Origin of the sequence: Pseudomonas marincola, assembly GCF_900116605.1 — a bacterium.
Classification (GTDB): domain Bacteria; phylum Pseudomonadota; class Gammaproteobacteria; order Pseudomonadales; family Pseudomonadaceae; genus Aquipseudomonas; species Aquipseudomonas marincola.
Genome location: NZ_FPBC01000012.1, coordinates 67,983 through 94,274, shown reverse-complemented (window position 1 = coordinate 94,274; position 26,292 = coordinate 67,983). Strand labels below are relative to the sequence as shown.

Sequence of the window (26,292 nt, the reverse complement as noted above, 5' to 3'; positions counted from 1 at the left end):
CGCAAATCCTCGCATTCTGGGCGCTTTGGCATTGCCGCCATGCGCGCCCACCAGACTCTCTCAGCGCCTAGTCTTAGCCCGGTTGCGCTCGCGACCTGGCGCTAATTGCCCCTGTTTTGGCTACCCGTCACTCCCAAAGAGCGGCTGGGTGATGCCTGTACCCATTATTCTGATAATAAAGAGAGTCACATGCACTTTGCGCCCATCGCAGAAGCCCAGGCGTTTCTCGCCAGTAATCCCGATATTGAAATGTTCGAGCTGTTCATCCTCGATGCCAACGGCGTCCCGCGCGGCAAGCTGTTGCACCGCGATGAATTGCTCGCGGTATACGCCGGTGGCCGACCGCTGCCGAGCACCATTCTGGGCCTGAGCATCAATGGTGAGGATGTTGAAGGCACCGGGCTGGTCTGGGATGTGGGTGATATCGACTGCCGCGCCTACCCGTTATCCGGGAGTTTGCAGCGCATGCCGTGGCGGCAGATTCCCACGGCGGCAGTGCAGGTCTGCATGCACCCGCAAGAAGGTATGCCGGCAACCGTCGCCGACCCCCGCCACTTGCTGGTCAAGATAATCGATCAGCTCAAAGCCGATGGCTACTATCCGGTCATGGCCTGCGAGCTGGAGTTTTATCTGCTCGATCAGAAACGCGACAGCAACGGCCACCCGCAGCCCGCACTGGACCGCAACGGCGAGCGTCCTCGTACCACCCAAGTTTATGGTTTGCACGAGCTGGAGCAGATTGAACCGTTTCTGGCAGATCTTTATGCAGGCTGCCGCGAGCAGGGCATTCCGGCGCGCACGGCGATTTCTGAATATGCACCGGGACAGGTTGAAATCACCCTCGAACACGGTGATGCGCTGGAGGCGATGGATCAGGCCGTGCGCTACAAACGTCTGGTCAAAGGCGTTGCGACCAAGCACGGCATGCAGGCCTGCTTTATGGCCAAGCCCTACGGCAAGATGGCGGGCACCGGCATGCATATGCATGTGAGCCTGGCCGACGCGCAGGGTAATAACCTGTTCGCCAGTGAAGATCCGGCCGGCACACCGCTGCTGCGCGAAACCGTTGGCGGCATGCTTGCTTCGCTGCTCGACACGCTGCTGTTCTTTTGCCCCAACGCCAACTCTTACCGACGCTTTCAGGCCAACAGTTATGCACCGCTGGCGCCAACCTGGGGTGTGGATAACCGTACCGTGAGTTTGCGCGTACCCGGCGGCCCGGCCAATACACGCCACATCGAACACCGTATTTGCGGCGCCGATGCCAACCCGTATCTGGCGGCGGCTGCGATTCTGGCGGCCATGCATCGCGGTATTCGCGAGTCGATAGATCCGGGCGAACCGGTCACCGGCAATGGTTATGCACAGGCCGGTGAAAAGTTGCCAACTGATTGGCTGGCGTCGCTGCGTGCACTGGAGCAGTCGAGTTGGGCGCGGGATGCATTCGGGGCTGAGTTTTTGCGGGTTTATTTGGCGGTTAAGCGTGAGGAGTATCGCCAGTTTGCGGCCGAGGTCAGCGAGCAAGACTGGCGGTGGTATCTAACCACCACCTAACCGGGTGGGTGTGGAGACACTGAAAACTACTGCGCTTAGGGATTGCGGCGTTAAAAACGGACTTTGAATGCTCATTTACGTTTGTAAACTCCGCTTCAAAGTCCGTTTTTGCCTTGCACTCCCGTCGCTCGCTACGTTTTCAGAGGCTCCAGCGGGAATCGTGGTTGGGGGCGAGAGCAAAGGCGAGAGCGAAAGCGGAAGCGGGGGTAAGGGCAAGGGCGGGAGCAAGGGTAAGAGCGAGGGCGTTTGGGTGGCTTTTGGGCTTCGGCGGGATTTTTTTGAGAGTTTTGAGGCTGGGCCTGAGTGCTGGCTGAATTTTTTGTGAGGGGTTTTTATGAATGCTCAAGTTAATGGCGTGATTCCGGCGGCGGAGCGCTGTAAGTCGTATTACACCGCGACGCTTAATCAGGAGACTGATTATCCGACGCTGCAGGGTCAGGTCAGTGTTGATGTGGTGATTATTGGCGGTGGTTTTACCGGTGTTGCCAGTGCTGTCGAGTTGGCTGAGCGCGGGCTCAAGGTGGCGATTGTCGAGGCTAATAAAATTGGCTGGGGCGCGACCGGGCGTAATGGCGGGCAGGTGACGGGCAGCCTTTCAGGTGACGGTGCAATGCGTAAGCAGATGCGCAAGAAGCTGGGCGATGAGGTTGATGATTTTGTCTGGAATCTGCGCTGGCGCGGCCATGAGATCATCAAGCAGCGGGTCGAGAAGTATTCGATCAATTGCGATCTCAAGCACGGCCATCTGCATGCTGCTTTCAAACCGAGCCATATGACGGATTTGCAGGCCGATTACGAAGAAGCGGTGCGTCGCGGTATGGGCGCCGATGTGACCCTGCTTGACCGCGAAGGTGTCCGCGGCCAGTTGCAAACCGACCTGTATCAGGGCGCGATCAAGAACACCCGCAACATGCACCTGCACCCGCTTAATCTGTGCATCGGTGAAGCCAAGGCGGCAGAGAGCCTGGGTGCGTTGATTTTCGAGCACTCCGAGGTGCTGGAAATTGTTCATGGTGCTAACCCGGCGGTCATCACGGCGCAAGGTCGGATTGAGGCCAAGCAGGTGCTGTTGGCGGGCGATGTGTACCACAAGCTGGAAAAGAAGAAGCTCAAGGGCATGATTTTCCCGGCCATGGGCGGCATTGTTACCACCGCGCCACTGGGCGAGCTGGCTGATCAGATCAACCCGCATGATCTGGCGGTTTACGATTGCCGTTTCGTCCTCGACTACTACCGGCTAACGGCCGACAAGCGCTTGCTGTTCGGCGGTGGCGCTAACTATTCGGGGCGTGATTCTCGCGATATCGCGGCCGAACTGCGCCCCGGCATTGAGGCCACTTTTCCACAGCTCAAGGGGGTTGCCATCGACTTCCAGTGGAGCTGCGCGATGGGCATCGTGATCAACCGTATCCCGCAATTGGGCAAGCTCTCGGATAACGTCTGGTTCTGTCAGGGTTACTCGGGCCACGGTATTGCGACCACCCATATCATGGGTGAAATCATGGCTAACGCCCTGACTGGCACGCTGGAGAATTTCGATACCTTCGCCGGTTGCTCGCACATCAAAGTGCCAATGGGCGATGTGTTCGGCAACCCAATGCTCGCGGTCGGCATGTGGTACTACCAAATGCTGGAAAAACTGCGCTAAAACTGCGAAATCTGCTGCAATCCATCCGCGTAGGTGGTTTATTTGGAGGTGTGCGATCGTGCACCTCTAATAATAATGCAGCAGGTTTTTTGCCATGAAAACGCTCGAACAACACCTCGCCCAATACGCGGCTTATCACCGTGATCGTCGTAACATCATCAGCCACTTTATTGGTATTCCACTGATCGTTCTGGCCGTGGCTATTGTGCTTTCGCGCCCCGGCTTTGAGTGGGCGGGATTGTGGTATTCGCCTGCGCTGGTCGTCGCCTGTGCGGCAAGCCTGTTCTACTTGCGGCTGGATATTGCGCTGGGTGTTTTAATGACCTTGCTGCTCGGCCTTTGCGTGTATACGGGCGCGGCACTGGCGCAACAATCCACTGCGCAGTGGTTGGGTTGGGGGCTGGGTTTGTTCGTGGTCGGCTGGGTGATTCAATTTGTCGGGCATTACTTTGAGGGGCGTAAACCGGCCTTTGTCGACGACATCATGGGCTTGGCAGTTGGCCCGCTGTTTGTCGTGGCCGAAGCCGCGTTCCTGCTGGGGCTGCGCAAGGATCTTGAGCGCTCGGTGGTTGCCAGCGCCGGGCCGACCTGCATTCGTAAAGCCTGATCAAGCCGCGGGCCGGCGCCAACCGGCCCGCACAGTTTTACTGCATGGCCATCCAGTTTTGCGTGAGAACACGGCTGTGACGATCTACGGTGATCGGCGCGAAAGGTCGGCCAGAGACGCTTTGCAAGGTGTTGCTCTTGCTGTTCATATCAGTCAACGCCGCTTTCAAATACTCCCAGCGCGCGTGCAGTTTCAGCGCAGCAGGTGTGTCGGTCTTGGCCAGCTTGGCCAATTCCTGGTCGATATCCGGCACCAGTTGGCGTTCATCCTGGCCGAGGTAGGTGTCCGGTTGCTCGCGCGCGATCTCGAAGGTTCCCATGTACGAGCGGCTCAGGTATTGCACGCTGAGGTATTCGATCTTTGCCGGGAGTTCGCTGTGCGCCTCGCTTGGCTGCTGGCGCGCGGCGTGCAGAAACTCGCGCAGCGATTTGCTCAGGTCTTCCGGGTAGCGCCACGGAACGTTTTCGTCGCCCGGCCCGTAGCTCACGCCATTTTGCAGCTGCGTCACCAGCGCTGCATGGCTGGCTGTGAGTTCAGCACTGGGTTGCTCGACCTGACTCATGGCTGCTGCCAGCGCGGCGAGGTCGCTATCAAGGCGTTGTTTGTGTACTTCCTGAAAGCCTTCTCCACGCAGCAGAAGCAAGCTGCTGGTGGCCCGAGAGGCGTAGATCTGTATTTGCTCCTGGGGAATGATCTCAGCGGCAAATGTTTGCGGGGGCAGCCAGGCGATGAAGCCGACAATTGCTATCAATAGCTTTCGGTAAAACGAGGTTAAGCGCATTCCGGGGGTGCTCCTTATTATTTTTGTGAGCATTGCGGATGTATCGGGTGTAACACGTTACCCAGCCTCAAGGGTACCTTGTGGCCGCGCGGGTAGAATTACTCCAAAGAGTGATTTTAGGCAGTTTATTGCAATCGGCACGGCAAAAAACGCCAACCTCATCGCAGCTGTTGTGCAAAGTGGGTGGTTTTACTGCGTTACCGGTTGTGCCTGGCGGCCACGATTGGCGCGGGATTGCTCAGTCCGCGGCGCGGATTGGGCTGAGCTCGGGCTCGGCCGGTTCGCTGGCGAATACGCAGCGGTTGCGGCCAGCGCGTTTGGCGTCCAGCAGGGCGGCATCGGCGCGGTTGAGGGTTTGCGAGTAGCTCTCTCCCGGGCGGTGTTCGGCAACTCCAAAGCTTGCCGAAACGCTCAGGGTTTCAGTGCTGACGCGCACGGAGAGGGATTCCAGGCCGCAGCGTACGCGCTCGATAACGGGTGCGACATCAGACAAGTGTGTGTCTGGCAGCAAAATCAGAAACTCTTCGCCGCCCCAGCGTCCGCACAGGTCATAGGCGCGGATCTCGGCCTGTAAAACCCGGGCGATTTCTTCGAGCATGCGGTCGCCGATATCATGGCCCCAGGTGTCGTTAACCTGTTTGAAGTGGTCAACATCAACCATTGCCAGAACAAAGGGTTGCTTGAGCCTTACCGCACGGCCCACTTCTTCCTTGAGGCGTTCAATCAGCATGCGCCGGTTGGCCAGCGAGGTCAGCGGGTCACGGTTGGAGGCTTCCTGCAGCGCCAAATTGAGGTCGCGCATCATCTGCTGATAGCGGTCAGATATGCGTGCTACCTTTTCCAGCTTACGCAGTTGCTTTTGGTAACGTTCCGACAGCGACAGGTTTTGCTCGCGTGCCAGCGACTGGTAACCATCCGAGATCCGCGCGATGCGTTCCAGACGATCGAGGCGTTCTATGTTCTGCTGGTGCAGGCGCTCAAGTGCGGCGTGCAGCGGATGACCCTGATACTCAGGTTCAGCCAGCAGTTTTTCGATCATTTGGTCCAGTTCGCGTTCGCGGCTCATCGGTTTACTCTTCGAATGCCAGAATGGAGAAGTCGAAGGTGCAGTCTTCGCGGAATTCTTCAGCCAGTTCCGCCACGCGCTCGTTGCGGTTGTCGTAGTGCCAGTTGACGCTGACACTGCGGCCTTGCTGGTGTGCATCTTCGAGCAGGTCGAAAATGTCCATCATGGCTTTGATCGAGCTGGTGTTGAGATACAGCAAGGTCAGTTCAAGCTTGAGCGGGCGCGCTTCGTCATTGAGATAGCGTTCAACCCACTGGATGACCTGATCAAACAACTCGAACGAGTTTTCAGGGTAGGAATCACCCTGCATCGCCAAGATGCCAGTTTGCCAATCGCCCTGAATCGCTGGGGTCGACTGGGTACTGGGAATGTTCAATTCACTGGTGTTCATGTCCTTCAACTCCCTGTCAGATCACTGCACTGAGGCTAAAGAAGGCTTTGCCATCCGTTTGCTCGTGCAGGCTGGCCCGCAAGCAGGCACTAGATTTACGCGCGATGTCCAGCAAGCCGAGGCCGGCGCCACTGGCGGCACCTTCAGTACGCGGCTTGCGCAGTTGTTCTTTGTAGGCCGCCTTGAGTTGGGCTTTGTCCATGCTGGCCAGGGTTTCGACGAACGCCACCAACTTGCGCCCATCTTCCAGCATGACCAGATTGCCGGATGAGACAACATAATGGTTGTCTTCGTCACGGGCGATGGCCACGGTTGCCGAGGCGTCCTGTTCGTTAAAGCCTTGCTGGGTGGCATAGTGCCTGATGTTTTGAGTCATTTCGATGTAGACCCCAAACACATCCATGGCCGCTGATGGCTTGGCCTGGTCGGCTTGCAGATAGTTACGCAATGCAGTGCCGATTTCCTCGATCAAGCTGCGCGAGATCGGACCGTTGAAGCAGAGCATGACGCGCTGCCGGTTGTAGGCTTCGCGCATTGCTAACAGGTCTAACGATTCCATAGGAGCCCCTTGGTTGGTGAGCCATTCGGCTCAAAGCCTCTCACCCGATCACTGCTCTGGATCAAAGCGAAAAGACAGCACGGTAATATCGTCGCGTTGTGGCAGCTCGCCCTGATACTCAGCCAGCCGGCTGGCGAATACTGCATATTGTTCTTTTAACGGCAGTCGGGCATGTTCGCGCAGCATCTCGGTAAAGCGCCGGTTGCCAAAGCCAAAGCCCTGTTCGCCGCCTGCCTGATCGAGAAAGCCGTCGGTGCACATGTAGTACGTCCAGCCCGGATGCAATGTCAGTTGGTGATTCTGATACTCGCCCTGACGTTTGTCGCCAAGCGCCCGACGACCGCCATGCAGTTCTTCTACGGTTTCGCCGTCGCTCGCATATAAAGCAATCTTTGCGCCACTAAATAGCAATCGGCTGCGCGAGCGGTCAAGCCACACTAGGCCGGCGTCGGTATTGGTCGCCAGCGCCCGTGACAGCACGGCATCCCCGAGCATGCCGCGCAGCGCGAGGTCGGTTTCACGCAAGATCGCCGCCGGGTCCTGTTCACCCGCCACATCAATTGCGTGGTCGATTGCGGCGCGCGCAAGCATGGTCATCAACGCGCCGGGTACGCCGTGGCCTGCGCAGTCGAAAATGCCCAGCAAATAGCCATCCTGATTCTGCCGGTACACATAGAAGTCGCCGCCGACAATATCGCGCGGCTTCCACAGCACAAAGTGCTCATCGCCCAGTGAAGCACCGAGTTGGCGGTCCGGCAGAATAGCGCGCTGAATCAGGCTGGCGTAATCAATCGAGTCATCGATCTTCTTGTGCGCCGCGATCATTTCGCGGTTGGCTTTTTCGAGTTCCTGAGTGCGCTCCAGCACCTTGCCTTCCAGCTCGCCGGTGTGGCGACGCACCTGATCACTCATGCTCGCAAAGGCTTTCGACAGCTCACCGATTTCATCTTCGCGCTGAGACGTAATCGGTGCGTCGTAATTACCGCCCGCTATCGCTTTGGCGCTTTGCTGGAGGTCTTTCAGCGGGCGAATTACCAGGCCTTCTACCGCATAGCCAAAGCCCAGCAGCAGCACACACATCAACGCGGCCAGGCTGATTATCAGCAACCACAACCAGCGTTGGTCGATGAGGTGGGCAGCGTTGAGGTTGACTGATGTCAGAACATACCACTGCAGTGGTTCGATATAGCTGAGCGCCAACAAGCGCGGCTGGCCCTGAATCTCGGCGTGCAGGGTTTGCACTCGCGTTGGCTCGCGCTGGGCCTCGGCCATGGCTTTACGCAGTGCCGGGCGGTCGGTTTCGTCGGTTAGCAGGTCGTACAGCTGCGTGTAAGCCGGATGTGCATCGCTGCTGACCTGGATAATGCCGTTGCTGTTGATCAGCATCGGCTCCACGCCCGGCTCCAGGTCGCTGAGAATGGCTTTGATGAACGGTTGCAGGTTGAGATCGCTACCGGTCATGCCCAGCAAATTGCTCTGCGCGTCACGTACCAGCACGTTGAAGCGCACTTGCAGGGTCTGATCGCGCTCGTTCTGCGAGACCAGCAACTGGTAATCGTCGGAAATGTTGCGGGCCTTGAAGTACCAGGCATCGGCGGCACTTTCCGGCCCCAGCTTGTAGCGGCGGATTTGGCTGACCGGGCTGTCGGGTGTGTTTGAGTAATAATTGCGCGTCGCGTCGACTACAACGAAGTAACTCTTGTCGAGAAATTCGCTGCGAAAGCCTTCGGCTTCATCAAAAAAACGCGTGCGTTTAAGTGAGCTGCTTTCATCTTGCAGCCATTGGCGGGTGCCCAGCGAATGGGCAAGACGCTGTGACAGCGCCAGTTCGCGGCTGATTGGCGCGGCAATGTGTTGGCGGTTGAGCTGGGTCAGATTGCGTGCGTAGGCTTCCGCAGAATGATCGCGGATATCCTTCATCGCTCCCCAACCGAACAGTAATGCCGGTATTAATGCCACTACGCAAGCCAACAGCAGTGCAACCGCCGACTTGCTGCGCAACCCCCAACGAGCTCCCATGCACAACATCCCTTGTTTCATAACCGACTTCTGCGGGCCGGATCTGTGACCCGCATTGTGCCGCTGCTTGGGAATACAGGCAAACTTATGCAGTGGCTAAGGGCCGCCGATTGTCGGCACAGCGAGAGACACGTCACAAACTACATCATTCAATGGCAGGCGCTATTGATTGGCGAGCAGGGAAACCGACTTGATTTGTGCCCAGACCTGCTGGTGTAACTGAATGCCCAGCAGGTTGAACGAGTAGCGGGTGATGCGCGCAAGAATTTGCTGACTGCCGATGGTCAAGGTGACCAGAACCTGCGCCTGATCTTCAAGCATGACCCAGCCTGCAACTGTTGCGGGCAGCAGATTCAACACGCTGCTGTCCTCGGCACGGCTCAGGCTGAGGCTGATGTCGCGGGCTTTAAGCTTAACTCTCACTGCGCTTGCGGAGGCCAGCGGGGCGTGAGTTATTTGCAGCATGACCGGGCTGTTTTCAAGCTGGATATGCAGCAACTGGTATTCGCTGTCGTAATGCTTTACCTCGCCATCGACAACCGCCTGTGCATCGTCGTCATGCATAAAGGGTAAGTTGGCGTTGAGCAGGCTCTCCTTGAGCGGCCCGCTGCTTGCAACGCGCCCGTCTTGCAAAACCACCAGATGGTCAGCCAGCCGGGCGACCTCATCGGGTGCGTGGCTGACATACAAAATGGGGATGCGCAGTTCCAGATGCAAGCGTTCGAGATAAGGCAGCACCTCGGCTTTGCGCTTCAAATCGAGCGCCGCCAGCGGTTCATCCATCAGCAATAATTTGGGGCTGGTCAGCAGGGCGCGGGCGATTGCCACGCGCTGGCGCTCACCACCGGAAAGCTTGGCCGGCATGCGCGAGAGCAGATGGCCGATACCCAGCAACTCGACGGCTTGCGCCAGCGGCACTTCGCGCTGTGCTTTGGCTATGCGTTTGAGACCGTATTGGAGATTGGCCTCGACAGACAGGTGGGCAAACAGATTGGCATCTTGAAAGACATAGCCAATTGGGCGTTTGTGCGTGGGCAGAAATATTCCCCGGCTGCTGTCCTGCCAGCATTCTCCGTTGACCACCAGCAAGCCTTCATCAGCTTGTTCAAGCCCGGCAACACAGCGCAGGCAGCTGGTTTTTCCCGAGCCTGAATCTCCGAACAGGCCAGTAATTCCCTGACCGGGTAGATCAAGGTCTACATCAAGGCTGAAAGCGCTGTAACCCAGCTTGAAGCGCGCCTTTATTTGTCCATTTGCCGCACTCATTGCCAGCCCTGCTGTGTGCGGCGGCTGGAGTAAAGCGCCAGCAATATCACGAACGAGAACAGCAGCATGCCGCCTGCCAGCCAATGTGCTTGCGCGTATTGCAGCGACTCGACGTGGTTGTAGATTTGCACCGAGACCACCTGGGTTTTGCCCGGAATATTGCCGCCAATCATCAACACCACACCAAACTCGCCAACGGTGTGGGCAAAGCCAAGAATCGCTGCGGTGATAAAGCCGGGGCGGGCCAGCGGTACGACCACGCTGAAAAAACAGTCGCGCGGGCTGGCACGCAAAGTGGCCGCCGCCTCAAGCGGAGCATTGCCGATGGCTTCGAAGGCGTTCTGCAGCGGTTGCACGACAAAGGGTAATGAATAAAACACCGAGCCAATCACCAGTCCGCTAAACGTGAAGGTCAATATTCCAAGGCCAAGGCTCTCGGTGAGCTGCCCGAAAAAACCGTTCGGGCCCATGCTGATCAGCAGATAAAAACCGATGACCGTCGGCGGCAACACCAAGGGCAGGGCGACGATGGCACCGATTGGTTTTTTCAGCCACGAGCGGGTGCGCGCCAACCACCACGCGATTGGCGTGCCCAGCAACAGCAGCAGCACGGTGGTCAGCGAGGCCAGCTCCAGTGTCAGGAGAATCGCGCTGAGGTCATCTTTGCCGAGGGGCATGGGTTAGCGTCTCATGCTCATATTTTATAACCGTAAGCCTTGATTACCTTGGCGGCTTGCGGGCCTTTGAGGTATTCGAGCAAGGCCTTGGCGGCCGGGTTGGCAGCGCCTTTGTTGAGCAGCACGGCGTCTTGCTTGATGGGCTGGTAATAAGACTCAGGTACTGTCCAGGCCGAACCTTGCGTCAGCTTGCCGTCTTTGGAAATCTGCGACAACGCGACAAAGCCCAGTTCGGCATTGCCGGTCGAGACGAATTGCAGGGTTTGGCTGATGCTCTGGCCGACCACCAGTTTGTTTGCCATCTGTTCGCTCAAGCCAAGTTTGGCCAGGGTCTGTGTGGCAGCAAGACCGTAAGGGGCCGTTTGCGGATTGGCGATGGCCAGATGATCGAACTGGCCGCGTGTAAGTACATCACCTGCAGCGTCTACCTGATCGGCTTTGGCCGACCACAACACCAACGTGCCGGTGGCGTAAGTGAAGCGCGAACCGGCAACCGTGGCGCCTGCGTCTTCAAGTCTTTTCGGAGTGCTGTCATCTGCCGAGAGGAACACTTCGAACGGCGCGCCGTTGTTGATTTGCGCATACAACTGGCCGGTAGCGCCGTAAGCGGCAACCACTTCATGGCCGGTGTCTTGGCTGAATTGCTCGGCAATGGCTTGCATCGGCGCGGTGAAGTTGGCTGCGACTGCAACCTGAACCTGGTCGGCCAACGCCGTGCCGGAGAGCAGCAGGCCGATAACGCTGAGTAGAGTTTTTTGCATTGCCGGGTCCTTGTTCCGAGTCTGTTGCTGCGACAGAGAGTAGGACTGGATTCTAAGTAGCGCTATCTACTTTTGTATATAGCGATTTGTTGATTTGTTACTTATGCATCGACGCGGGTTCGCTGTGGACGTTTGCTCGGGCTCAGACGTTGGCTTTGCGCCACACGCTGGCGAGCCAGGGTTGTTGCTCGCGGGGTAATCCGGCCGGGCGATAGTAATGCTCAAGCTCGCTGAAATTGGCCGCCTGCATCAGTTCGCGCCAGTGCGTCAGGTCGTAATACGCGCCGTAGCGCTCAGCATTCCAGCCTTCCTGATTGTCACCGCGTGGGTTGGAGCTGAATAGCACGCCACCGGGTTTAAGCGTGGCATGCAGTTGGCTCAAAACACGCGGCAGGGCTTCGCTGGGAATGTGGAATAACACTGCATTGGCAAACACGCCGTCAAAGCGTTCGGCGGGAAGTTGCAGTGCGAGAAAATCTTGCTGCCAGGCCTCGCATTGGCTTTCGGTGCGCGCCATTTCAACAAAGCTCGCCGAGCCATCCAGGCCAACCGGGTGATGACCGAGAGCGCGAAAGGTACGCAGGTCACGGCCCGGTCCGCAGCCGAAATCGAGGATTTGCAGCGGCGCTGGCGCATCGATGTGGCGCAGCAGGGCCGTAATGTTCTGGCTCACGTCATGGTCGCGCGTGCCATCGCGAAACGCTTCGGCGCGGCTTTCGTAATGGCCGATGGTCGAGGCGCTGATGAGGGCCAGTTGTTGCGGGGTGAGCGGCATGCGAAATAAGCCTGACGGGCGTGGATGTCTGGTTATCGTAACTCAGTGCTGGTGCGGCAGGTAATGTGCGGCGGGTTAAGACTTGTAGACTCTCGGGATTCAACCGCGCTAACTCTCAACGCGTACCAAGGCGCCAAAGGGGCGGCAGTATTGTTCAGTTGGCGTTGGTCAAGGTCAGTGGCGGATGCCCAGAAACTCACCTGACTGAATTGCATTCATCATCTGTTAACGCCAACGGCGTAGGTTAGGTTGCGTTGTTGCAGGTTCTTTTAAGCTGCACGCAACGTCATCGAACGATATACCGCTGTTACCGAGTCCGCTATGTTGGCGCAATCGGTAGTGGGTTCTAACAGGGCAGGGCATGCGCGACATTCATAATCACGACCGGAGTTGCTGGTCGGTTTTCCTGATATTTCTCAAGCTGGGACTCACCTCATTCGGCGGGCCGGTGGCGCACCTCGGTTTTTTTCGCGAGGAGTTCGTCAGCCGCCGGCGCTGGCTCAGCGAACACAGTTACGCCGACCTTGTTGCCTTGTGCCAGTTCTTGCCGGGGCCGGCCAGTAGCCAGGTCGGGATGGCGCTGGGTTTGTCGCGTGCAGGTTATGCCGGGGCACTGTCGGCCTGGGCGGGCTTTACGCTGCCATCGGCCATCGTGCTAATTCTGTTTGCACTGGGTATCAGTGAATACGGCGAGCTGGTTTCAGGCGGCATGTTGCATGGCCTCAAGGTTGTTGCCGTGGCGGTTGTGGCGCAAGCCGTTTGGGGGATGGGTAAAAGCCTGTGCCCGGATTGGCCGCGTAAGTTGCTGGCTGTGCTGGCGGCTGCTTGGGTGTTGCTGGTGCCCTCTGCGTGGAGCCCGCTCGCCGTTATTTTGTTGGGCGCTGTGGCCGGGCTGATATGGCTGCACCCGGCGCCAAAAGACAGTAGCGATGAATTATCAGTGAGCGTCAGCCCGCGTGTGGGCGTGCTGTGCTTTGCACTCTTTCTGGTCTTGTTGCTGGGTTTACCTGTGCTTGCCTACAGCGTGGGCGGGCAGGCGCTGGCGATGATTGACGGTTTCTATCGCGCGGGCGCGCTGGTGTTTGGCGGTGGCCACGTGGTGTTGCCGCTGTTGCAGGCCGAAGTCGTTGGCCCCGGCTGGATCTCTAATGACGTATTTGTCGCGGGCTACGGTGCAGCGCAGGCCGTGCCTGGTCCGTTGTTTACCTTCAGTGCATTTCTCGGCGCATCCATGAACAGTTTTCCGACCGGTTGGCTTGGCGGGCTTATTGCGTTGCTGGCGATTTTTCTTCCGTCATTCTTGCTGGTGGCAGCGGCGTTGCCGTTCTGGCAACAGGTGCGCAGCAACGTGCGCGCACAGGCCGCGCTTGCCGGCGTGAATGCGGCAGTGGTCGGCCTGTTGCTGGCAGCGCTGTATCAGCCGGTCTGGACCAGCGCAATCGAGCAGCCGGCCGATATTCTGCTGGCGGCTGCTGCGCTGCTGGCCTTGATGTACTTCAAGTTGCCAGCGTGGTTGGTGGTCATTGGCAGCGCGTTAATCGCCGGCGTGCTGGCCTGACCGGTTGGTTGGGTCAGCCGCCGAGTTGAACCTGATTGCGGCCGTTATGTTTTGCCGCGTACAGGGCTCTGTCAGCGCGCTCAAGTAACTCGCCGGCCGTGTCGGCGCTGCGCGTCATGGCAATGCCTGCGCTCAGCGTGACTGAAAACTGGCCGTCTTTACTCAGAAAACACAGTTCGGAGAAGCGTTGGCGGATCTCGTCGAGAACGCGCAGCGCTTGTTCAGCGTCGCAGTCGGGTAATACCGCCAGAAACTCTTCGCCACCGTAACGACCGAGGCAGTCAACGCGGCGCAGGCGTTGACGCAGCAGGTTGGCGAGCGAGCGAATGACGTTGTCACCGGCGCTGTGGCCATGGTTATCGTTAACTTGCTTGAAGTGATCGATGTCGAGCATCACCACACTGGCAATCGAAGACTTACGCTGAGTGCGCTCAAGTTCTACCGCGAGCTGATCCTTGATATCGGCATGCTTGAGCAAACCGGTCAGGCTGTCGCGCGACAGCGCATTACTCAGCAGGCGTGCGCGCTGGGCACGGGCAAACACCGTGGCAATCAGGGCGTTATCCGAGATCGGTTTGGTGACGAAGTCATCACCGGCTTTGAGCAGCGCGCTCATCTGCCGGACGATGTCGGTTTCGGCGGACAGATAGATGATCGGGATGCGCAACCAGTCGTCATTGAAGCGAATAATTTGCGCCAGCTCGGGGCCTTTGCAGGTTGGCATGTTGACGTCGAGCAGCACCACTTCCGGATTGAAGTCGCGCATGTGGGCGAAGATCATCGCCGGGTCATTGATAATCTCTACCTGCATGTTTGCGCCGCGCAGAACCAGGCTGTAGCGCGTAGCCAGTTCAAGGTCGTCATCGACAATCAATACGCGGTAGGGGTCGCCTTGTTGCTGTGCAAAGCAACGCTCAAGGCGGTTTTCCAGTTGGGAGAAATTCAGCGGCTTGCAGAAGAAACCCATTGCCCCGGCGCGCACTGCCTGCAGTTGCGTGCTGAAGTCGTCTTGCGGGGCAACCACCAGCAGCGACAGAGCGTCGTTGCGTTGAGCCTGTAGTTTTGCGGCGTATTCCAATCCCTGTGACTCAATAATCAAGGCATCGGGCATGTGCTCCCGGATCGCCTCATCCAGCGCTTCGACACTGGCAAAATGGCTGGCGATATAGCCGAAGTTGTTCAGCGTTTGACGCAGGTTCTCGCCCAGCTCCACTTCATGTTCAAGGATATAAATATGCCGCTGATTTAGCGCCGCCTGGCTCACTGCCGTGACGGTTTGCCCACTGGCCGCATTGAGTTCCATGACGAAGTTTTGCTGAGTCATTTCTTCAAGCCGGTCGAGGAAGGCGCTGTGGCCCTGCTCCTGTTTGACCAGATGCTCCAGCCATTCGACAGCCTGTAACTCCAGTTCGCGGGCTTGCTTGCCGAGCGTGCCGAAGCCGAACGTACCGGCACTGCCGGAAAGCTTGTGCAGCTGTTCACGCACGCGAGTCAGCAGTTGTTTGCGATCTGCCGGATCCTGCGTATTGCGCAGCGCCTGGGCCATGCCTCTGAGTTCGGGCAGTTCGTGCTTCAAACGCTCGGAAAATTTAGCGCTCAATAGTTGCAGGTGTTGCTGCAACTCACTGAGCGGCGGGGTTTTCTCATCCATAAGCCTGACTCCAAATACGGCGAACTTGCGCTGCCAACTGCATGGGGTCGAAAGGTTTGATAATTACATCCAACGCACCCAACGTGCGGTAGTACTCGATTTCATCCGGCTGAACCTTGGCGGTCATGAAGGCCACGGCAATCTGCGAGAGGTCGACAATAGCGCGCAGATTCTTCAGAGTCTGCGGGCCGTCCATGTCGGGCATCATGACATCCAGCAGAATAAAGTCCGGCGCAAAACCTTGTATCTGATCCAGCGCGTCCTGGCCGCTGGCGCACGTAAGCACGGTGAAGCCGCCAACGGCCTCCAGCGCGACCTTGGCCACCGCCTGAATAGAGGGGTCATCTTCTACATGGAGAATACGGCGTAGTTCAGACATCTTGATTCTCTTTGGCGGTCAGCAGGCGCGAAAGCAAGCCGAGGAAGTGATTGGAGTCGGTACGCGATTTGGCCAGCACGCTATGTACCTGGCCCAGGCGTGCCGCCGGTAATTCGTTTGCAGAGAGCACCACCACGGGCAGTTGAGGATACTGAGCATGCAGTTCATCAAGCAACTCAAGACCGCTGCCATCAGGTAACGAAATATCTAGCAGGACCATATCGAAATGCTCTCTGGCGAGAGATTTTCTGGCCTGCGCCAGGCTACCGGCAAAATAGAATTCGGCCAGATGGCGACCTTGTTCGGCCACCACGGCACGCAAATCAGCATCGTCTTCCACGTGTAATACCCGCGGCCGGCTGGGCATGCTGCGCAAGGCGTGACTGAGGCTGTTTAACAGGTGTTGCTGATCAATCGGTTTGCCGAGCCAGTCAATCGCCTCGAAGCTGAGGCCGAAATCGAGTTGACCCTGATGCTCGGTTGCCGTGACCACGATCACTGGCAACGCTTGCGTGGCGGCGCACTGACGTAACTCGCGCAGCAGTTCGAGGCCGCTGCCGTCGGGCAGACGCAAGTCCAGGGTGAGTGCATCAAATTTATGCTTGCGCAGCAGTTCGCGGGCTTCTTCCAGACTGCTCGCAATGCGCACGTTGTACTGGGCTGAGGTGAGCATCTGCTCGAGCAACAAGGCAATGTCCGGCTCGTCTTCTACCACCAGCAACAGTGGTGTGTGCTGAGCAGAGGTTTGATCAACCTCTGTAAAAGCCTGGGCGATTGGCAGTTCACACCAGAACGTAGACCCAGCGCCCGGTACCGACTCGAAGCCGATACTGCCGTGCATGCGCTCAACCAACTCTTTGCTAATCGCCAACCCCAGCCCGGTACCGCCTTTCTGGCGGCTATCGGTGGAGTCGGCCTGGGAGAATTTCTGGAATATCTGTTCATGAAATTTAGGGTCGATGCCGCACCCCGAGTCAGTCACGCTGATGCGCATCCGCTGATCCCGGCGTTCACAGCTCACGTCCACCTGACTGCCTGCGGGCGAGAACTTGATGGCGTTTGACAAGAAGTTGGCCAGCACCTGTTGCACGCGCATTTCATCGGCACGTACCGTGATCGGCTCACAGGTCTGTTTGCTCAGCTGCACATCGTGTTGCTCGGCATACGACTGATTGCTGGAGATGGCATCATCTATCTGCTTACTGAGGTCGATATTCTGCAGGTTGAAGTTCATCTTGCCTGCAACCAGCTTGTCCATGTCCAGCAGGTCGTTGATCAGATGGGACAGGCGCAAGCTGTTTTGATGTGCGATGTCTAACATCTGTTTCATGGTGGCAGGTACTTCGCCCAGTGCGCCGCCGTTGACCAGACCCAGTGCACCGGCAATCGACGTTAGCGGGGTGCGCAGTTCATGGCTGACGGTCGAGACGAATTCGACCTTCATGCGATCAACCCGTTTGCGTTCGGTCAGGTCCATGCTGGTGCCACTGATACGCGTCGCCTCACCGTGTTCGTTGCGCAAAATATAACCGCGCAGCAATACCGGCACGGAAAATCCCTGGCGGTGTAACAGCAGACACTCGGCATTGATATGAGTTCTGCGGCTCTTAAGCAGTTGCTCTATGGCCGCTAATGTATTTTGCAGGCTGTCCGGGTGAATCAGCGCATGCCAGTTGTCCGGCGCAGGAGCATTTTTGCTGTAGCCAAGCATTTCCGTGGCGCGTGGTGAGGCGAACAGTTTGTCGGTTTCCAGATCAAGGTCCCAGAGCCCATCGTTACTGCCTTTTATGGCAAGCTCAAGGCGCTCTTCACTGCGCCGCAAGGCCTCTTTCTTTTGCCGCAATTGCTCGGTCATTTGTCTGGCGATTGAGCGTGCTTGTTCGCCGCGCTGGCTCAGGCTGCTGACCAGAAAGAACAACAGCAGGCTGATACAAATGCCCAGCCAGAGCAGCAGGTTATGGCCCTGCTCAAAACTTGCGGTAAATGCCGGGTCACGATGAAACACCAGCGTCCAGGTCTGCCCGTAAAGGTCTAACTGCAAGCTGCGATCGGTCGGCTCCGAATGCTGCGGCAAGCTTTCGTGGCTGTTAAAAAGCAAGCGCTCGGGATCGACTTGCTCGCCCGCATAAATTTCAAAGTCCTGAGATCGCAACGCGCTGCCGAGAATCCCGGTCATCAGGTCATTCATGCGGTACGGGCTGTAGACGAATCCGCGCAGTGCCTTGAGGCGTTCCTGCGGGTTAGATATCGGCATGCCGTGTTGGTACACCGGGACATACATGAGCAGGCCAGCCTGCACTTTGCCTTCGGTTTCCTGAACCAGAGTGAGTCGGTCGGTCAGCCGGCTTTCACCGCTGGTGGCCGCTGCCAGCATGGCCTTGCTGCGCCGTGCCTCGGAAAACATGTCGAAGCCAAATGCCGCCAAGTTGCGGCCGCTGAAAGGCTCCAGGTAGATGATCGCGCTGCGCCATTGGCGCTCACCTTGCGGGTGAACCTTAAAATCGGAGAAGCCTTCGTTGCGAATTTGGACTTCCAGCTCGGTAATTTCATCAGGGCGCAGTATCTGGCTGAACCCTACGCCTTGAATGCCCGGATAACGGTCGCTGAGTTGCAGGCGATCAGTAAAACGCTTCCAGTCCTGGCGGGTGACCTTGTTGCTGGCGTCCATCAGCCCGGCGGCGGCCAGCAGGATCTTTTCATGGTCGACCATGCGGGTGTGGATTTGCCTGCTCAGTTGTTCCGTGAGCAGATCGAACTGCTGTTCAGCGGCCTCGTGCTGGTTGCTCAGGAGTTTGTAGACCATGAAGAACACGATGCACAGACTCAGAATCAGCGTGACCCAGGCCGTCATGTTGCGACGACTGAACAGCCTGCCAAAAGTGCTGCTGAAGCGATCCGATAATCTCATCACACTGATCGCTCCTGTAGAGGCAAGGTAAACCAGAATGTACTGCCTTGTTCTTCGACTGACTCGAAACCGATGCGGCCATTCATTTGTTCGATGAGTTCCTTGCTGATTGCCAGACCCAGCCCGGTCCCGCCTTTCTGACGGGTGCTGGTCGAATCTGCCTGCGAGAATTTACTGAAGATCCGCGACTGGAATGCCAGCGGAATTCCGCTGCCGTGATCGCGCACCGCAACGCGAACGGATTGTTCGGCTTGAGTGACATGAACTTCGACAATGCTGTCGGGGTGTGAAAATTTAGCTGCATTCGATAATAGATTAGCCAGTACTTGCAGCAGTCGCTGCGCATCTATCGATACCCAGTCATTGGCGCATTGCTCAACCTGAACCAGCTGCACTTTGTATTGCTGCGCGTAGGGCTGGTTGAGCGCAATGCTTTTTTCAATCAGTGGCTGCAACGCCTGGGACTGAAAGTTAAAACTCATTTTCCCGGCGACCAGTTTTTCCATGTCGAGCAAGTCGTTGATCAGCATGCCCAGGCGCGCGCTGTTGTCGGCGGCAATTTGCAGCATTGATCGCATAGTCTGCGGGACTTCACCGAGTGCACCGCCGTTAATCAATCCTAAAGAGCCAGCAATGGCCGTCAGTGGGGTGCGCAGTTCGTGGCTGACGGTCGAGACGAACTCGGTCTTCATCTGTTCGATGCGCTTGCGCTCACTGATATCCCGAATCACCGCAATCAACCGTCGTTCGCCCTGATGGTGAATTTCAGACACTGCAACTTCCATCACGAACACTTCACCGCTGCACTTGAGCCCGATATGTTCGCGGGTGTTTCCGGTCAGCTCAGAGAGCTCAGCAAGCAGTTCTATCGCTGGTTTTGTGGAGGCATCGTTGTCCCGTACAGGCGGCATGAGCGTGCTGAAAGGTTGGCCGATAATGGCCGCCGGACTGTAGCCGAAAATGTACTCGGCAGCCCGGTTGAAGGTTTCAACAATGCCCTGATTGTCCAGCGTGATAATGGCATCGACGACGTTGTTGAGCAGCGTGCGCAAGTAGTGTTCACGCTCGCGAATGGCCATTTCTGCGGCGACCCGCTGGGTGAAATCCTGGATTTGCGAAACGAAGTGCAAGGCTTGTCCCTGACTGTTGCGCACCAGTGAGACGCTGAGCAATATCCATAGCGTTTTGCCCTGGCTGTCGAGATAACGCTTTTCTATCTGGTAGGCATTGGATCGCCCGGCAAGCAAATCGCGAATATTTTGTGTGTCGCTGGTTCTGTCTTGCGGATGGGTAATCTGCGCAACCGAGGTAGTGAGCAAGGTCTCACGGTCATACTTAAGAATGCGGCAAAGCTCGTCATTCACCTCGATTAGCTCACCGCTGATTGAAACCAGGGCCATGCCTTGCGGTGCGGTGCTGAATGCGCTGCTGAAGCGTTGCTGGCTAACTTGTAGTTCATCTTCTACCGCCTTGCGGGTGCTGATGTCCCAGATGAATCCGTTGATCCACAGCAGGTTGCCCTCGCTGTCGTACTCACCCCGACCCTTTTCGCGCACCCATACGGCATGACCATCGGCATGCACGAGGCGGTAGGTCAGTTCGAATGCTTTGTGCTGGGCGATCGACTCGACTGCATTACGCGTTGTTTCCATGTCATCCGGATGAATCAGGCTGGAAAAACTACGCTTATGGTTGTCGATCAGGTCGCTGGCCGGATAGCCGCTGATGGTTTCAATTTCGCCACCGATGTAACGCATCGTCCATTGCGCGTCGTTGTCACAGCGATAAATAACACCTGGCAGGTTGGCGACCATGCTGCGAAAACGCTGCTCGCTTTTTTGCAGGGCGTGGGTGGTGAAATGCAGTGCGCTGATATCGCTCCCGACTCCCAGAAAACCAGTGACATGCCCGGCGCTGTCGGTGATTGCGCTGACCGTCAAGTTGATGATCAGCGCTTGTCCGCTTTTGTGTTGGTAGGTCCATTGGCGTGTTTCGGGTTCGCCGGCACGCGGCAGGTGAGTCAATACCTCAAAGCCTTTGACGGCAATGCCGGACTCAGCGTTCAGCTCGCGGGCGCGCTGGTCAATTTCGCTTTTGAGGTGAAACAGCAATGGGGTGTGCACGCCGATTACGTCGTCAGCCTGATAGCCGAGCAGGCGTTCAGCGCCGGTGTTGAACAGGGTGATCAAACCCTCGGCGTCGGTGGCAATGACTGAAACACCAATGGCCGAGTCGAGTACGGTCTGTAAATAGCGGCGCGTCTGTTGGGTTTCCTGCTCACGAATCTTTTGTTCGCTGATGTCCGTATGCGTCCCGTACATCATCAGCGGCTGGCCATCGGCGGTTGAGCTTTCGAGGCGCCCGCTCGACTGCACCCAAACCCAGTGCCCCGCCTTGTGGAGCATTCTGCATTGCACGCTGTAGTACGCCGTTTGTCCGCTGAAGTGCTGCTCAAGCAAGGCTTGCGCGTGGCGGCAATCATCCGGGTGATTCAAGTTGAGCCAGGTGTCGATTGTTACGGGTTCAAGCTCGTCCAGCGAGTAGCCGAGAATACTCGCCCAGCGTTCATTGATGACGGTCTCGCCGGTCTGCACATTCCACTGCCAAGTGCCCAGTTGGGTGCCTTCGATCACGTTCGCCAGCCTTTGGCTCTGAACTTTGCTGATGGCTTCGGTTTCCATCCGCTCAGTGATGTCCTGCACGGTGCCTGTCAGTTTGAGCATTTCACCTTGCTGGTTGGCTTGTAGCTTGGTGGTGCAATGCACCCAGCGCACTTGCTGATTGGCGCAGATAATCCGGTAACTGATCGCCACGGGTTCGCCCGCACGCGCCCGCTCGTTGCTCTTGTCTACACGCACGCGGTCTTCCGGATGCACGTGCACCAAGGCATCGTCCATGCTCGGTTTGTACTGCCCGGGAGCGATACCCAGAATTTGGTAAATCATGCCCGACCAGAACAGCTCTCTGGTTTCGAGATCGGCTTCCCAATGCCCCAGCTTGGCCAGTTGCTGCGCCTCATCAAGTCGCGCCAATAAGGTTTGCTTGGCTTGCTCCTGCTGCTGGCGCTCCAGCGTGCTGCCCACCCAGCGGGCAAACAGGCGCATGAACTCACGGTCGGATTCGTCGAATGAAGTGGGGTGTGGCTTGCTGCAGGAGAAGTTGAGCGTGCCGTAACGCTGGCCATTCACCCAGATAGTCGAGCCAATATAGCTTTCCAGTGCGAACAGTTCGTAGCAGGGATGCGTTGCATAAGCAGACACCTGCATGGCCTCGATTGCGAGCACGCTGTCTTGTTGCAACGTCAGGCTGCAATAGGTCTCGCCGAGGGCAAAATGCTGGCCGTCGTACAGCTCATTATTGGGCGAAACCTGCACCTTTATCGTGTAGTTCTGGTCCTCGATCTGGCTGATGATTGCCAGTGGCATCCGGTAAAAACTCGCGCCCAGTTGCAAGGCTTTGCGCAGTTGGTGCTGAGTACCATTACCCGATAACGCGGCGATTTCATTGAGTGCGTGCAAGGCTTGTTGCTGGCGCTGCATGCGCAGGTTGGCATGCTCACGTTGAATGTCGCGCTGCAAGGCGGCGAGCAATTGCGCCAGGGTCGATAACAGCGGCTGTAGCTGCTCGATCAGCTCATTTGAATAGCCCGCAGCGCGGTTGACCAGGCCCAGCAGACCGATGACCTCACCCTGATGCTGGATCGGCAGGCTGATCAATGAGCTGATTGCCTGCGGCTCATCGCTCACCAATTGCTCAGGTTGATTAACGCGTAACTGGCCGCCGCGGATAGCCGGCTCCAGCAGTTGCTCCAGCGTGCGCTGTTGTGGATGCTCATCGTCCTTGAGCCAGTAGCAGTTCTCGGTTTCGCCCAAGCGGCTGTCGTGGCGCGCAAGGGTGCGCAAAGTCGTCGAACCGTGGTCAGTCTTGAGGACTTCGCCAATCATGCCGGCCTGGCTTCTGGTCAAGCCGATGATGCGTTGCAGCAACGCGGCAAAGGCAGTTTGCTGATTCTGGGTATCGATGTAGGCTGACTGCGCTTCGGTGATGATGGTCAGCAGCTCGCGTGAGTATTCGCTTTGCTGGTGCTTCTGTTGCAGCGCATGCTGGTGGCTGAGCATCATTGAGCGGGTACTGTTGCGGGTTGCCAGAAGCAGCAGTAACAACAGCGCTTCAGCCCCTAGCCAGGCAAAAATCCATTTGCCGACCAGCCACTGGTTATCACTGATGTGCAGTGCATAGAGTTCGCTGATGTCGCGCCACACCAAGGCATAGGCGCTGATGGGCGCCGGAGCGAGAGCGCTGGTCGAATAGCCGGACAGCGGTACCTGATTGAGCAAGTAGGTGCGGCCATCGTCTTCAAGCAGCTTCAACGTGTTGTCTGCGGAAGGTTTTGGCAATGCTGCGCGCTGTTGCCAGTTCAAAACCTGATCACGTGAGTGGCTGATGATTTTCCACTGTGTTTCTGGCGAGCCGCTGGTGCCTGGCAGATTACCGAGCAAGGCCACGCCGGCATCCAACTCCTGATCCAGTTGCTTGATATTGGCTTGCAAGCCGAGTTGCACTTCGACGGCGCCGACCGTGGTTTCAACTTTGAGGTTCGGCACATGCAGCGGCGTGATGGCGCTGATGGCAAATTGGTGTTCAGTCAGGTTAAGGCCGGCCACGCTGCGTTGGCTGGTCAGTGCATCGCTGAGCATTTGTTTATGGGTAATCTGCTCGCCACCAGACTGCGCTGGAATCTGCAGGAACATCTCGCCCTGGGGCGCCAGGAATATCAGCAATTGAAACTGCTGGTATTGCTGCATGCCGCGCCAGCGTGGGGTGAGCCGAGATTTGAGCTGGTTGCGAATGCTGTCGAGGTAGCGCTGGTTGAACTCGCCTTGGCGCAGCGAGTGGGCCTGTCGCACCAGCTCGGTTACCCATGAGTCGGCGGCGATGGTTTGCGCGAGTATTTGTGCCTGTTGCTGTTGCGCGGTTTGTGCGCTTTGCAGGGCAAGCTTTTGCAACTCGCCCTGTTTGGCAATCTGTAGCTGCCACAGGGCTTCGCGTTCTTGCAGGGCATGCCAGCCAAGCACACTGAATAGTAACGCCAGGGCCAGGCTACCAAGACCGACGATGCGCCGGGTTGTGGTGGGACGTTCTGTGGTGGTTGACCGCATACTGCAACTTCCCCAGTGCACGTTTGAGCTGTAATGCGGATGCCAATGCCGCAGCCGCATTCTCAAACTTTTAGCAGCCCTGCCTGGTGTCCGGCAATGGCTTTATTTGTCTGGAATCATGCCTGCTCGGGCGCGCTTTGGGCAGTGCTGTTTGTGCTTTTTGTGGCGTGGCGCGGGCAATCGCTGTAATTACTTCACGTCTGCTCACGCTTGAGGTTGCTCAGTTGTGCGGCGAAGGCTGGTGCCGGCATCGGCCTACCGAATAAATAGCCTTGCGCACTGTCACAGCCGCAGGCTTTGAGGAACTCAGCCTGCTCCAGATGCTCGATTCCCTCGGCCAGAACCTGCATGCCCAGGCTGTGCCCGAGGCCAATAACCGCGCGGGCGATGGCCTGGTCGTCTTTGTCGTGCGGCAGGCCTTGAACAAAACTGCGATCAAGTTTCAGTTTGTTCACTGGCAGCCTTTTTAGCCGCGCCAGTGAGCTGTAGCCTGTACCGAAATCATCGATCGACAGATTAACGCCCAAGGCGCGCAGCTTGTTCAGATGCTCCTGTGCAAGCGCCGGGTCCTGCATCACGGCACTTTCGGTTACCTCAAGCTCAAGGCGTGCAGGGTCCAACCGGGTGCTTTCCAGCAATGCGGCAATTTTAGTGTGTAGTTCCGGGCGATAAAGCAGGCGGCTCGACACATTGACTGCCATGCGCGGTAACTCAAGGCCTGCATTACTCCACTCAGCCAATTGCAGGCTGGCTTGATTCAGTACCCAGGCATCGATTTCGCCGATCAGACCGGTCTCTTCGGCAATCGGGATGAATACGCCGGGCGCTAACAAGCCGCGCTCCGGGTGCTGCCAGCGCACCAGCGCCTCGGCGCCGATCAGTTGGCCGGTATTTAAGCTGTGCAGGGGTTGGTAATGCACGACTAGTTGGTTGTTCCGGATGGCATGTCGCAGTGCGTGGGCCAACTCGAAGCGTTGTTGCGCCGAGTCGGTCAATTCGCGGCTGTAAACGGCAACGCACTGGCGTCCATTGCTTTTGGCTTTGTGCAACGCTGAATTGGCATTGCGCATGACTTGCTCAAGGCAGATGGTTTCGCAAAACTCATAAATTCCGATGCTGGCGTTGATGTACAGCGTCTGGTCGGCGAGGGCGAAGGGCGTATCCAGGCTGCGCAACAGTTTGTCTGCCAGATCTACCGCCAAGCCATCAAACTCACTGCCTTCAAACACCAGGCCGAATTCGTCACTGCCGAGGCGCGCCAGCGTGACGCCGCTCTCCAATTGATCCAGGAAGCGTTTAGCTACCGCTTTGAGCAAGGCGTCTCCCGTGTTGTGACCGAGGCCTTCATTGATCAATTTGAAGTGGTCGATGTTGGCAATCAGTACCGCGCCTCCACGTTGCAGGCGCTTGGCGCGGGTCAATGCATGCTGCACACGCTCGCTGAACAGTAACCGATTGGGCAGCTCGGTTAGCGGGTCAAAGTGGGCCAGATGATCGCGCTCGATTTGCGAGCGATGCAGCAGCGAAATATCCGAAAAAACTGCGACGTAATGGGTTAGCTGACCATGGGCGTCATGGATGCTGCGGATGCTCTGCCACTGTGGATAAACTTCACCACTCTTGCGCCGGTTCCAGATCTCTCCACTCCAGCTGCCTTTCTGGCTAAGGTCTTGCCAAAGGGCCTCATAGAACGCCGCATCATGACGGCCCGACTTGAGTACTGTCGGGCTTTTGCCGAGCACTTCGGCGGTGTCATAGCCGGTGATTCGCGAAAAGGTCGGGTTGATATGCACAATCTCAAGGGCCGCATTGGTCACCAGTACGCCTTCCTGTGTGGCCTCAAACACGGCTGCGGCTTGTCGCAGCAGATGTTCGTCGTTGCGTCGCTGGGTGATGTCACTGGCAATCCCGATCAGGCGCTCGGGCTGGTTATTGTCGTCATGCAGTAATTTGCCGAATGACTCGATCCAGCGATATTGGCCATCGGCATGGCGCAAGCGGTAAGCCGAATGAAATTGCACTTCGTTCTGATGATCTGCCGCTTGTCTGAGATCTCGGCGAAATGCGGGCAGGTCGTCGGGGTGGATTCGCTCAATCCAGGTGTTCGAGGTAAGTTCTTCCACGCCGAGCAAGCGACAATAGCGCGTCGAAAAAAACGCCTCCTGATTGCCCAGATGCCAGTCCCAGTGACCGAATTCTGCCGCCTCAAGCGCCAGTTTAAGGCGTTGCTGGCTGCCTCTGAGCGTGCGCCGGATTCTGCGGTGCTGGGCGTTATAAGCGTGCAGCATCAACCCCAGCAAAAGGCTGCTGAGCAATACGAAAGCCAGTCCCTTGGCTGACTGCAGCAGTTCAATGTGCCCGGCGGAGAGATGCAGGCTGCCCAGCAGATTGTCACCCAGCAGAACCCAGGCGCTGGAAAAAATCAGGTAGCTCAGGGTTATTGATGTGGGGGTAAAGCGCAATCTCATTCCAGCGGGCTCACTGTCGGCATTGAAAGACGGTTTTGCTGATGGTTAGTTTTGTAACAGCCTGA

At 57.4% G+C, this 26,292-nt stretch carries 18 protein-coding genes; 4 read left to right on the top strand and 14 right to left on the bottom strand.

Annotated elements, in window-relative coordinates:
- Positions 1 to 189 precede the first annotated feature (189 nt).
- The 3 genes from BM395_RS17835 to BM395_RS17820 all read left to right on the top strand — a co-directional run bounded on the left by BM395_RS17835 (position 190) and on the right by BM395_RS17820 (position 3,809).
- The gene (locus BM395_RS17835) at positions 190 to 1,554 is read left to right on the top strand and encodes a glutamine synthetase family protein (protein ID WP_090514370.1); all 1,365 of its coding nucleotides are present in this window, start codon (positions 190 to 192) and stop codon (positions 1,552 to 1,554) included.
- A gap of 334 nt (positions 1,555 to 1,888) precedes the next feature.
- The gene (locus BM395_RS17825) at positions 1,889 to 3,202 is read left to right on the top strand and encodes an NAD(P)/FAD-dependent oxidoreductase (RefSeq protein WP_090514364.1); all 1,314 of its coding nucleotides are present in this window, start codon (positions 1,889 to 1,891) and stop codon (positions 3,200 to 3,202) included.
- 94 nt (positions 3,203 to 3,296) lie between these two features.
- Positions 3,297 to 3,809, top strand: a complete 513-nt coding sequence (locus tag BM395_RS17820; protein ID WP_090514361.1) for an Mpo1 family 2-hydroxy fatty acid dioxygenase — start codon at positions 3,297 to 3,299, stop codon at positions 3,807 to 3,809.
- A 37-nt stretch (positions 3,810 to 3,846) separates the two neighbouring features.
- On the opposite strand, the gene BM395_RS17815 is transcribed toward BM395_RS17820, so the two are convergent.
- The 9 genes from BM395_RS17815 to BM395_RS17775 form a co-directional block, all read right to left on the bottom strand.
- Positions 3,847 to 4,590: a hypothetical protein gene (locus tag BM395_RS17815; RefSeq protein WP_090514358.1), complete on the bottom strand. Its 744-nt coding sequence runs from the start codon at positions 4,588 to 4,590 to the stop codon at positions 3,847 to 3,849.
- Positions 4,591 to 4,828: 238 nt separating this feature from the next.
- Complete coding sequence (gene siaD, locus BM395_RS17810; protein ID WP_204881719.1) at positions 4,829 to 5,656, bottom strand: biofilm regulation diguanylate cyclase SiaD; 828 nt, start codon at positions 5,654 to 5,656, stop codon at positions 4,829 to 4,831.
- 4 nt (positions 5,657 to 5,660) lie between these two features.
- Positions 5,661 to 6,047 carry a biofilm regulation phosphoprotein SiaC gene (gene siaC, locus BM395_RS17805; protein WP_069902249.1) on the bottom strand — a complete coding sequence of 129 codons (387 nt, stop codon included), beginning with the start codon at positions 6,045 to 6,047 and terminating at the stop codon, positions 5,661 to 5,663.
- A 16-nt stretch (positions 6,048 to 6,063) separates the two neighbouring features.
- Positions 6,064 to 6,606, bottom strand: coding sequence for a biofilm regulation protein kinase SiaB (gene siaB, locus BM395_RS17800; RefSeq protein ID WP_069902250.1), 543 nt, complete (start codon positions 6,604 to 6,606; stop codon positions 6,064 to 6,066).
- A gap of 48 nt (positions 6,607 to 6,654) precedes the next feature.
- Positions 6,655 to 8,625, bottom strand: coding sequence for a biofilm regulation protein phosphatase SiaA (gene siaA / locus BM395_RS17795; RefSeq protein ID WP_090514499.1), 1,971 nt, complete (start codon positions 8,623 to 8,625; stop codon positions 6,655 to 6,657).
- 162 nt (positions 8,626 to 8,787) lie between these two features.
- A complete protein-coding gene (modC, locus tag BM395_RS17790; protein ID WP_090514355.1) occupies positions 8,788 to 9,891 on the bottom strand; it encodes a molybdenum ABC transporter ATP-binding protein in 1,104 nt (367 codons plus the stop codon).
- Complete coding sequence (gene modB / locus BM395_RS17785; protein WP_069902252.1) at positions 9,888 to 10,568, bottom strand: molybdate ABC transporter permease subunit; 681 nt, start codon at positions 10,566 to 10,568, stop codon at positions 9,888 to 9,890. The genes modC and modB overlap by 4 nt, the downstream gene beginning before the upstream one ends.
- Before the next feature lie 17 nt (positions 10,569 to 10,585).
- Positions 10,586 to 11,329 carry a molybdate ABC transporter substrate-binding protein gene (gene modA, locus BM395_RS17780; protein ID WP_090514351.1) on the bottom strand — a complete coding sequence of 248 codons (744 nt, stop codon included), beginning with the start codon at positions 11,327 to 11,329 and terminating at the stop codon, positions 10,586 to 10,588.
- A 142-nt stretch (positions 11,330 to 11,471) separates the two neighbouring features.
- A complete protein-coding gene (locus tag BM395_RS17775) occupies positions 11,472 to 12,104 on the bottom strand; it encodes a class I SAM-dependent methyltransferase (RefSeq protein WP_090514348.1) in 633 nt (210 codons plus the stop codon).
- A 361-nt stretch (positions 12,105 to 12,465) separates the two neighbouring features.
- On the opposite strand from BM395_RS17775, the gene chrA reads away from it, so the two are divergent.
- The gene (gene chrA, locus BM395_RS17770) at positions 12,466 to 13,662 is read left to right on the top strand and encodes a chromate efflux transporter (protein WP_090514344.1); all 1,197 of its coding nucleotides are present in this window, start codon (positions 12,466 to 12,468) and stop codon (positions 13,660 to 13,662) included.
- A gap of 13 nt (positions 13,663 to 13,675) precedes the next feature.
- Here the strand turns inward: chrA and BM395_RS17765 are convergent, their stop codons facing one another.
- The 5 genes from BM395_RS17765 to BM395_RS17745 all read right to left on the bottom strand — a co-directional run bounded on the left by BM395_RS17765 (position 13,676) and on the right by BM395_RS17745 (position 26,227).
- Positions 13,676 to 15,313, bottom strand: coding sequence for a diguanylate cyclase (locus tag BM395_RS17765; RefSeq protein ID WP_090514341.1), 1,638 nt, complete (start codon positions 15,311 to 15,313; stop codon positions 13,676 to 13,678).
- Entirely contained in the window at positions 15,306 to 15,692 is a 387-nt protein-coding gene (locus tag BM395_RS17760; protein WP_090514338.1) for a response regulator, read from the bottom strand. The genes BM395_RS17765 and BM395_RS17760 overlap by 8 nt, the downstream gene beginning before the upstream one ends.
- On the bottom strand, positions 15,685 to 18,600 hold the full coding sequence (locus tag BM395_RS17755) for a CHASE domain-containing protein (protein ID WP_090514335.1): 2,916 nt from the start codon (positions 18,598 to 18,600) through the stop codon (positions 15,685 to 15,687). The genes BM395_RS17760 and BM395_RS17755 overlap by 8 nt, the downstream gene beginning before the upstream one ends.
- Positions 18,600 to 23,759 carry a PAS domain S-box protein gene (locus BM395_RS17750; RefSeq protein WP_244529006.1) on the bottom strand — a complete coding sequence of 1,720 codons (5,160 nt, stop codon included), beginning with the start codon at positions 23,757 to 23,759 and terminating at the stop codon, positions 18,600 to 18,602. The genes BM395_RS17755 and BM395_RS17750 overlap by 1 nt, the downstream gene beginning before the upstream one ends.
- A 194-nt stretch (positions 23,760 to 23,953) precedes the next feature.
- Positions 23,954 to 26,227: a putative bifunctional diguanylate cyclase/phosphodiesterase gene (locus BM395_RS17745; protein WP_090514332.1), complete on the bottom strand. Its 2,274-nt coding sequence runs from the start codon at positions 26,225 to 26,227 to the stop codon at positions 23,954 to 23,956.
- Positions 26,228 to 26,292: the final 65 nt, after the last annotated feature.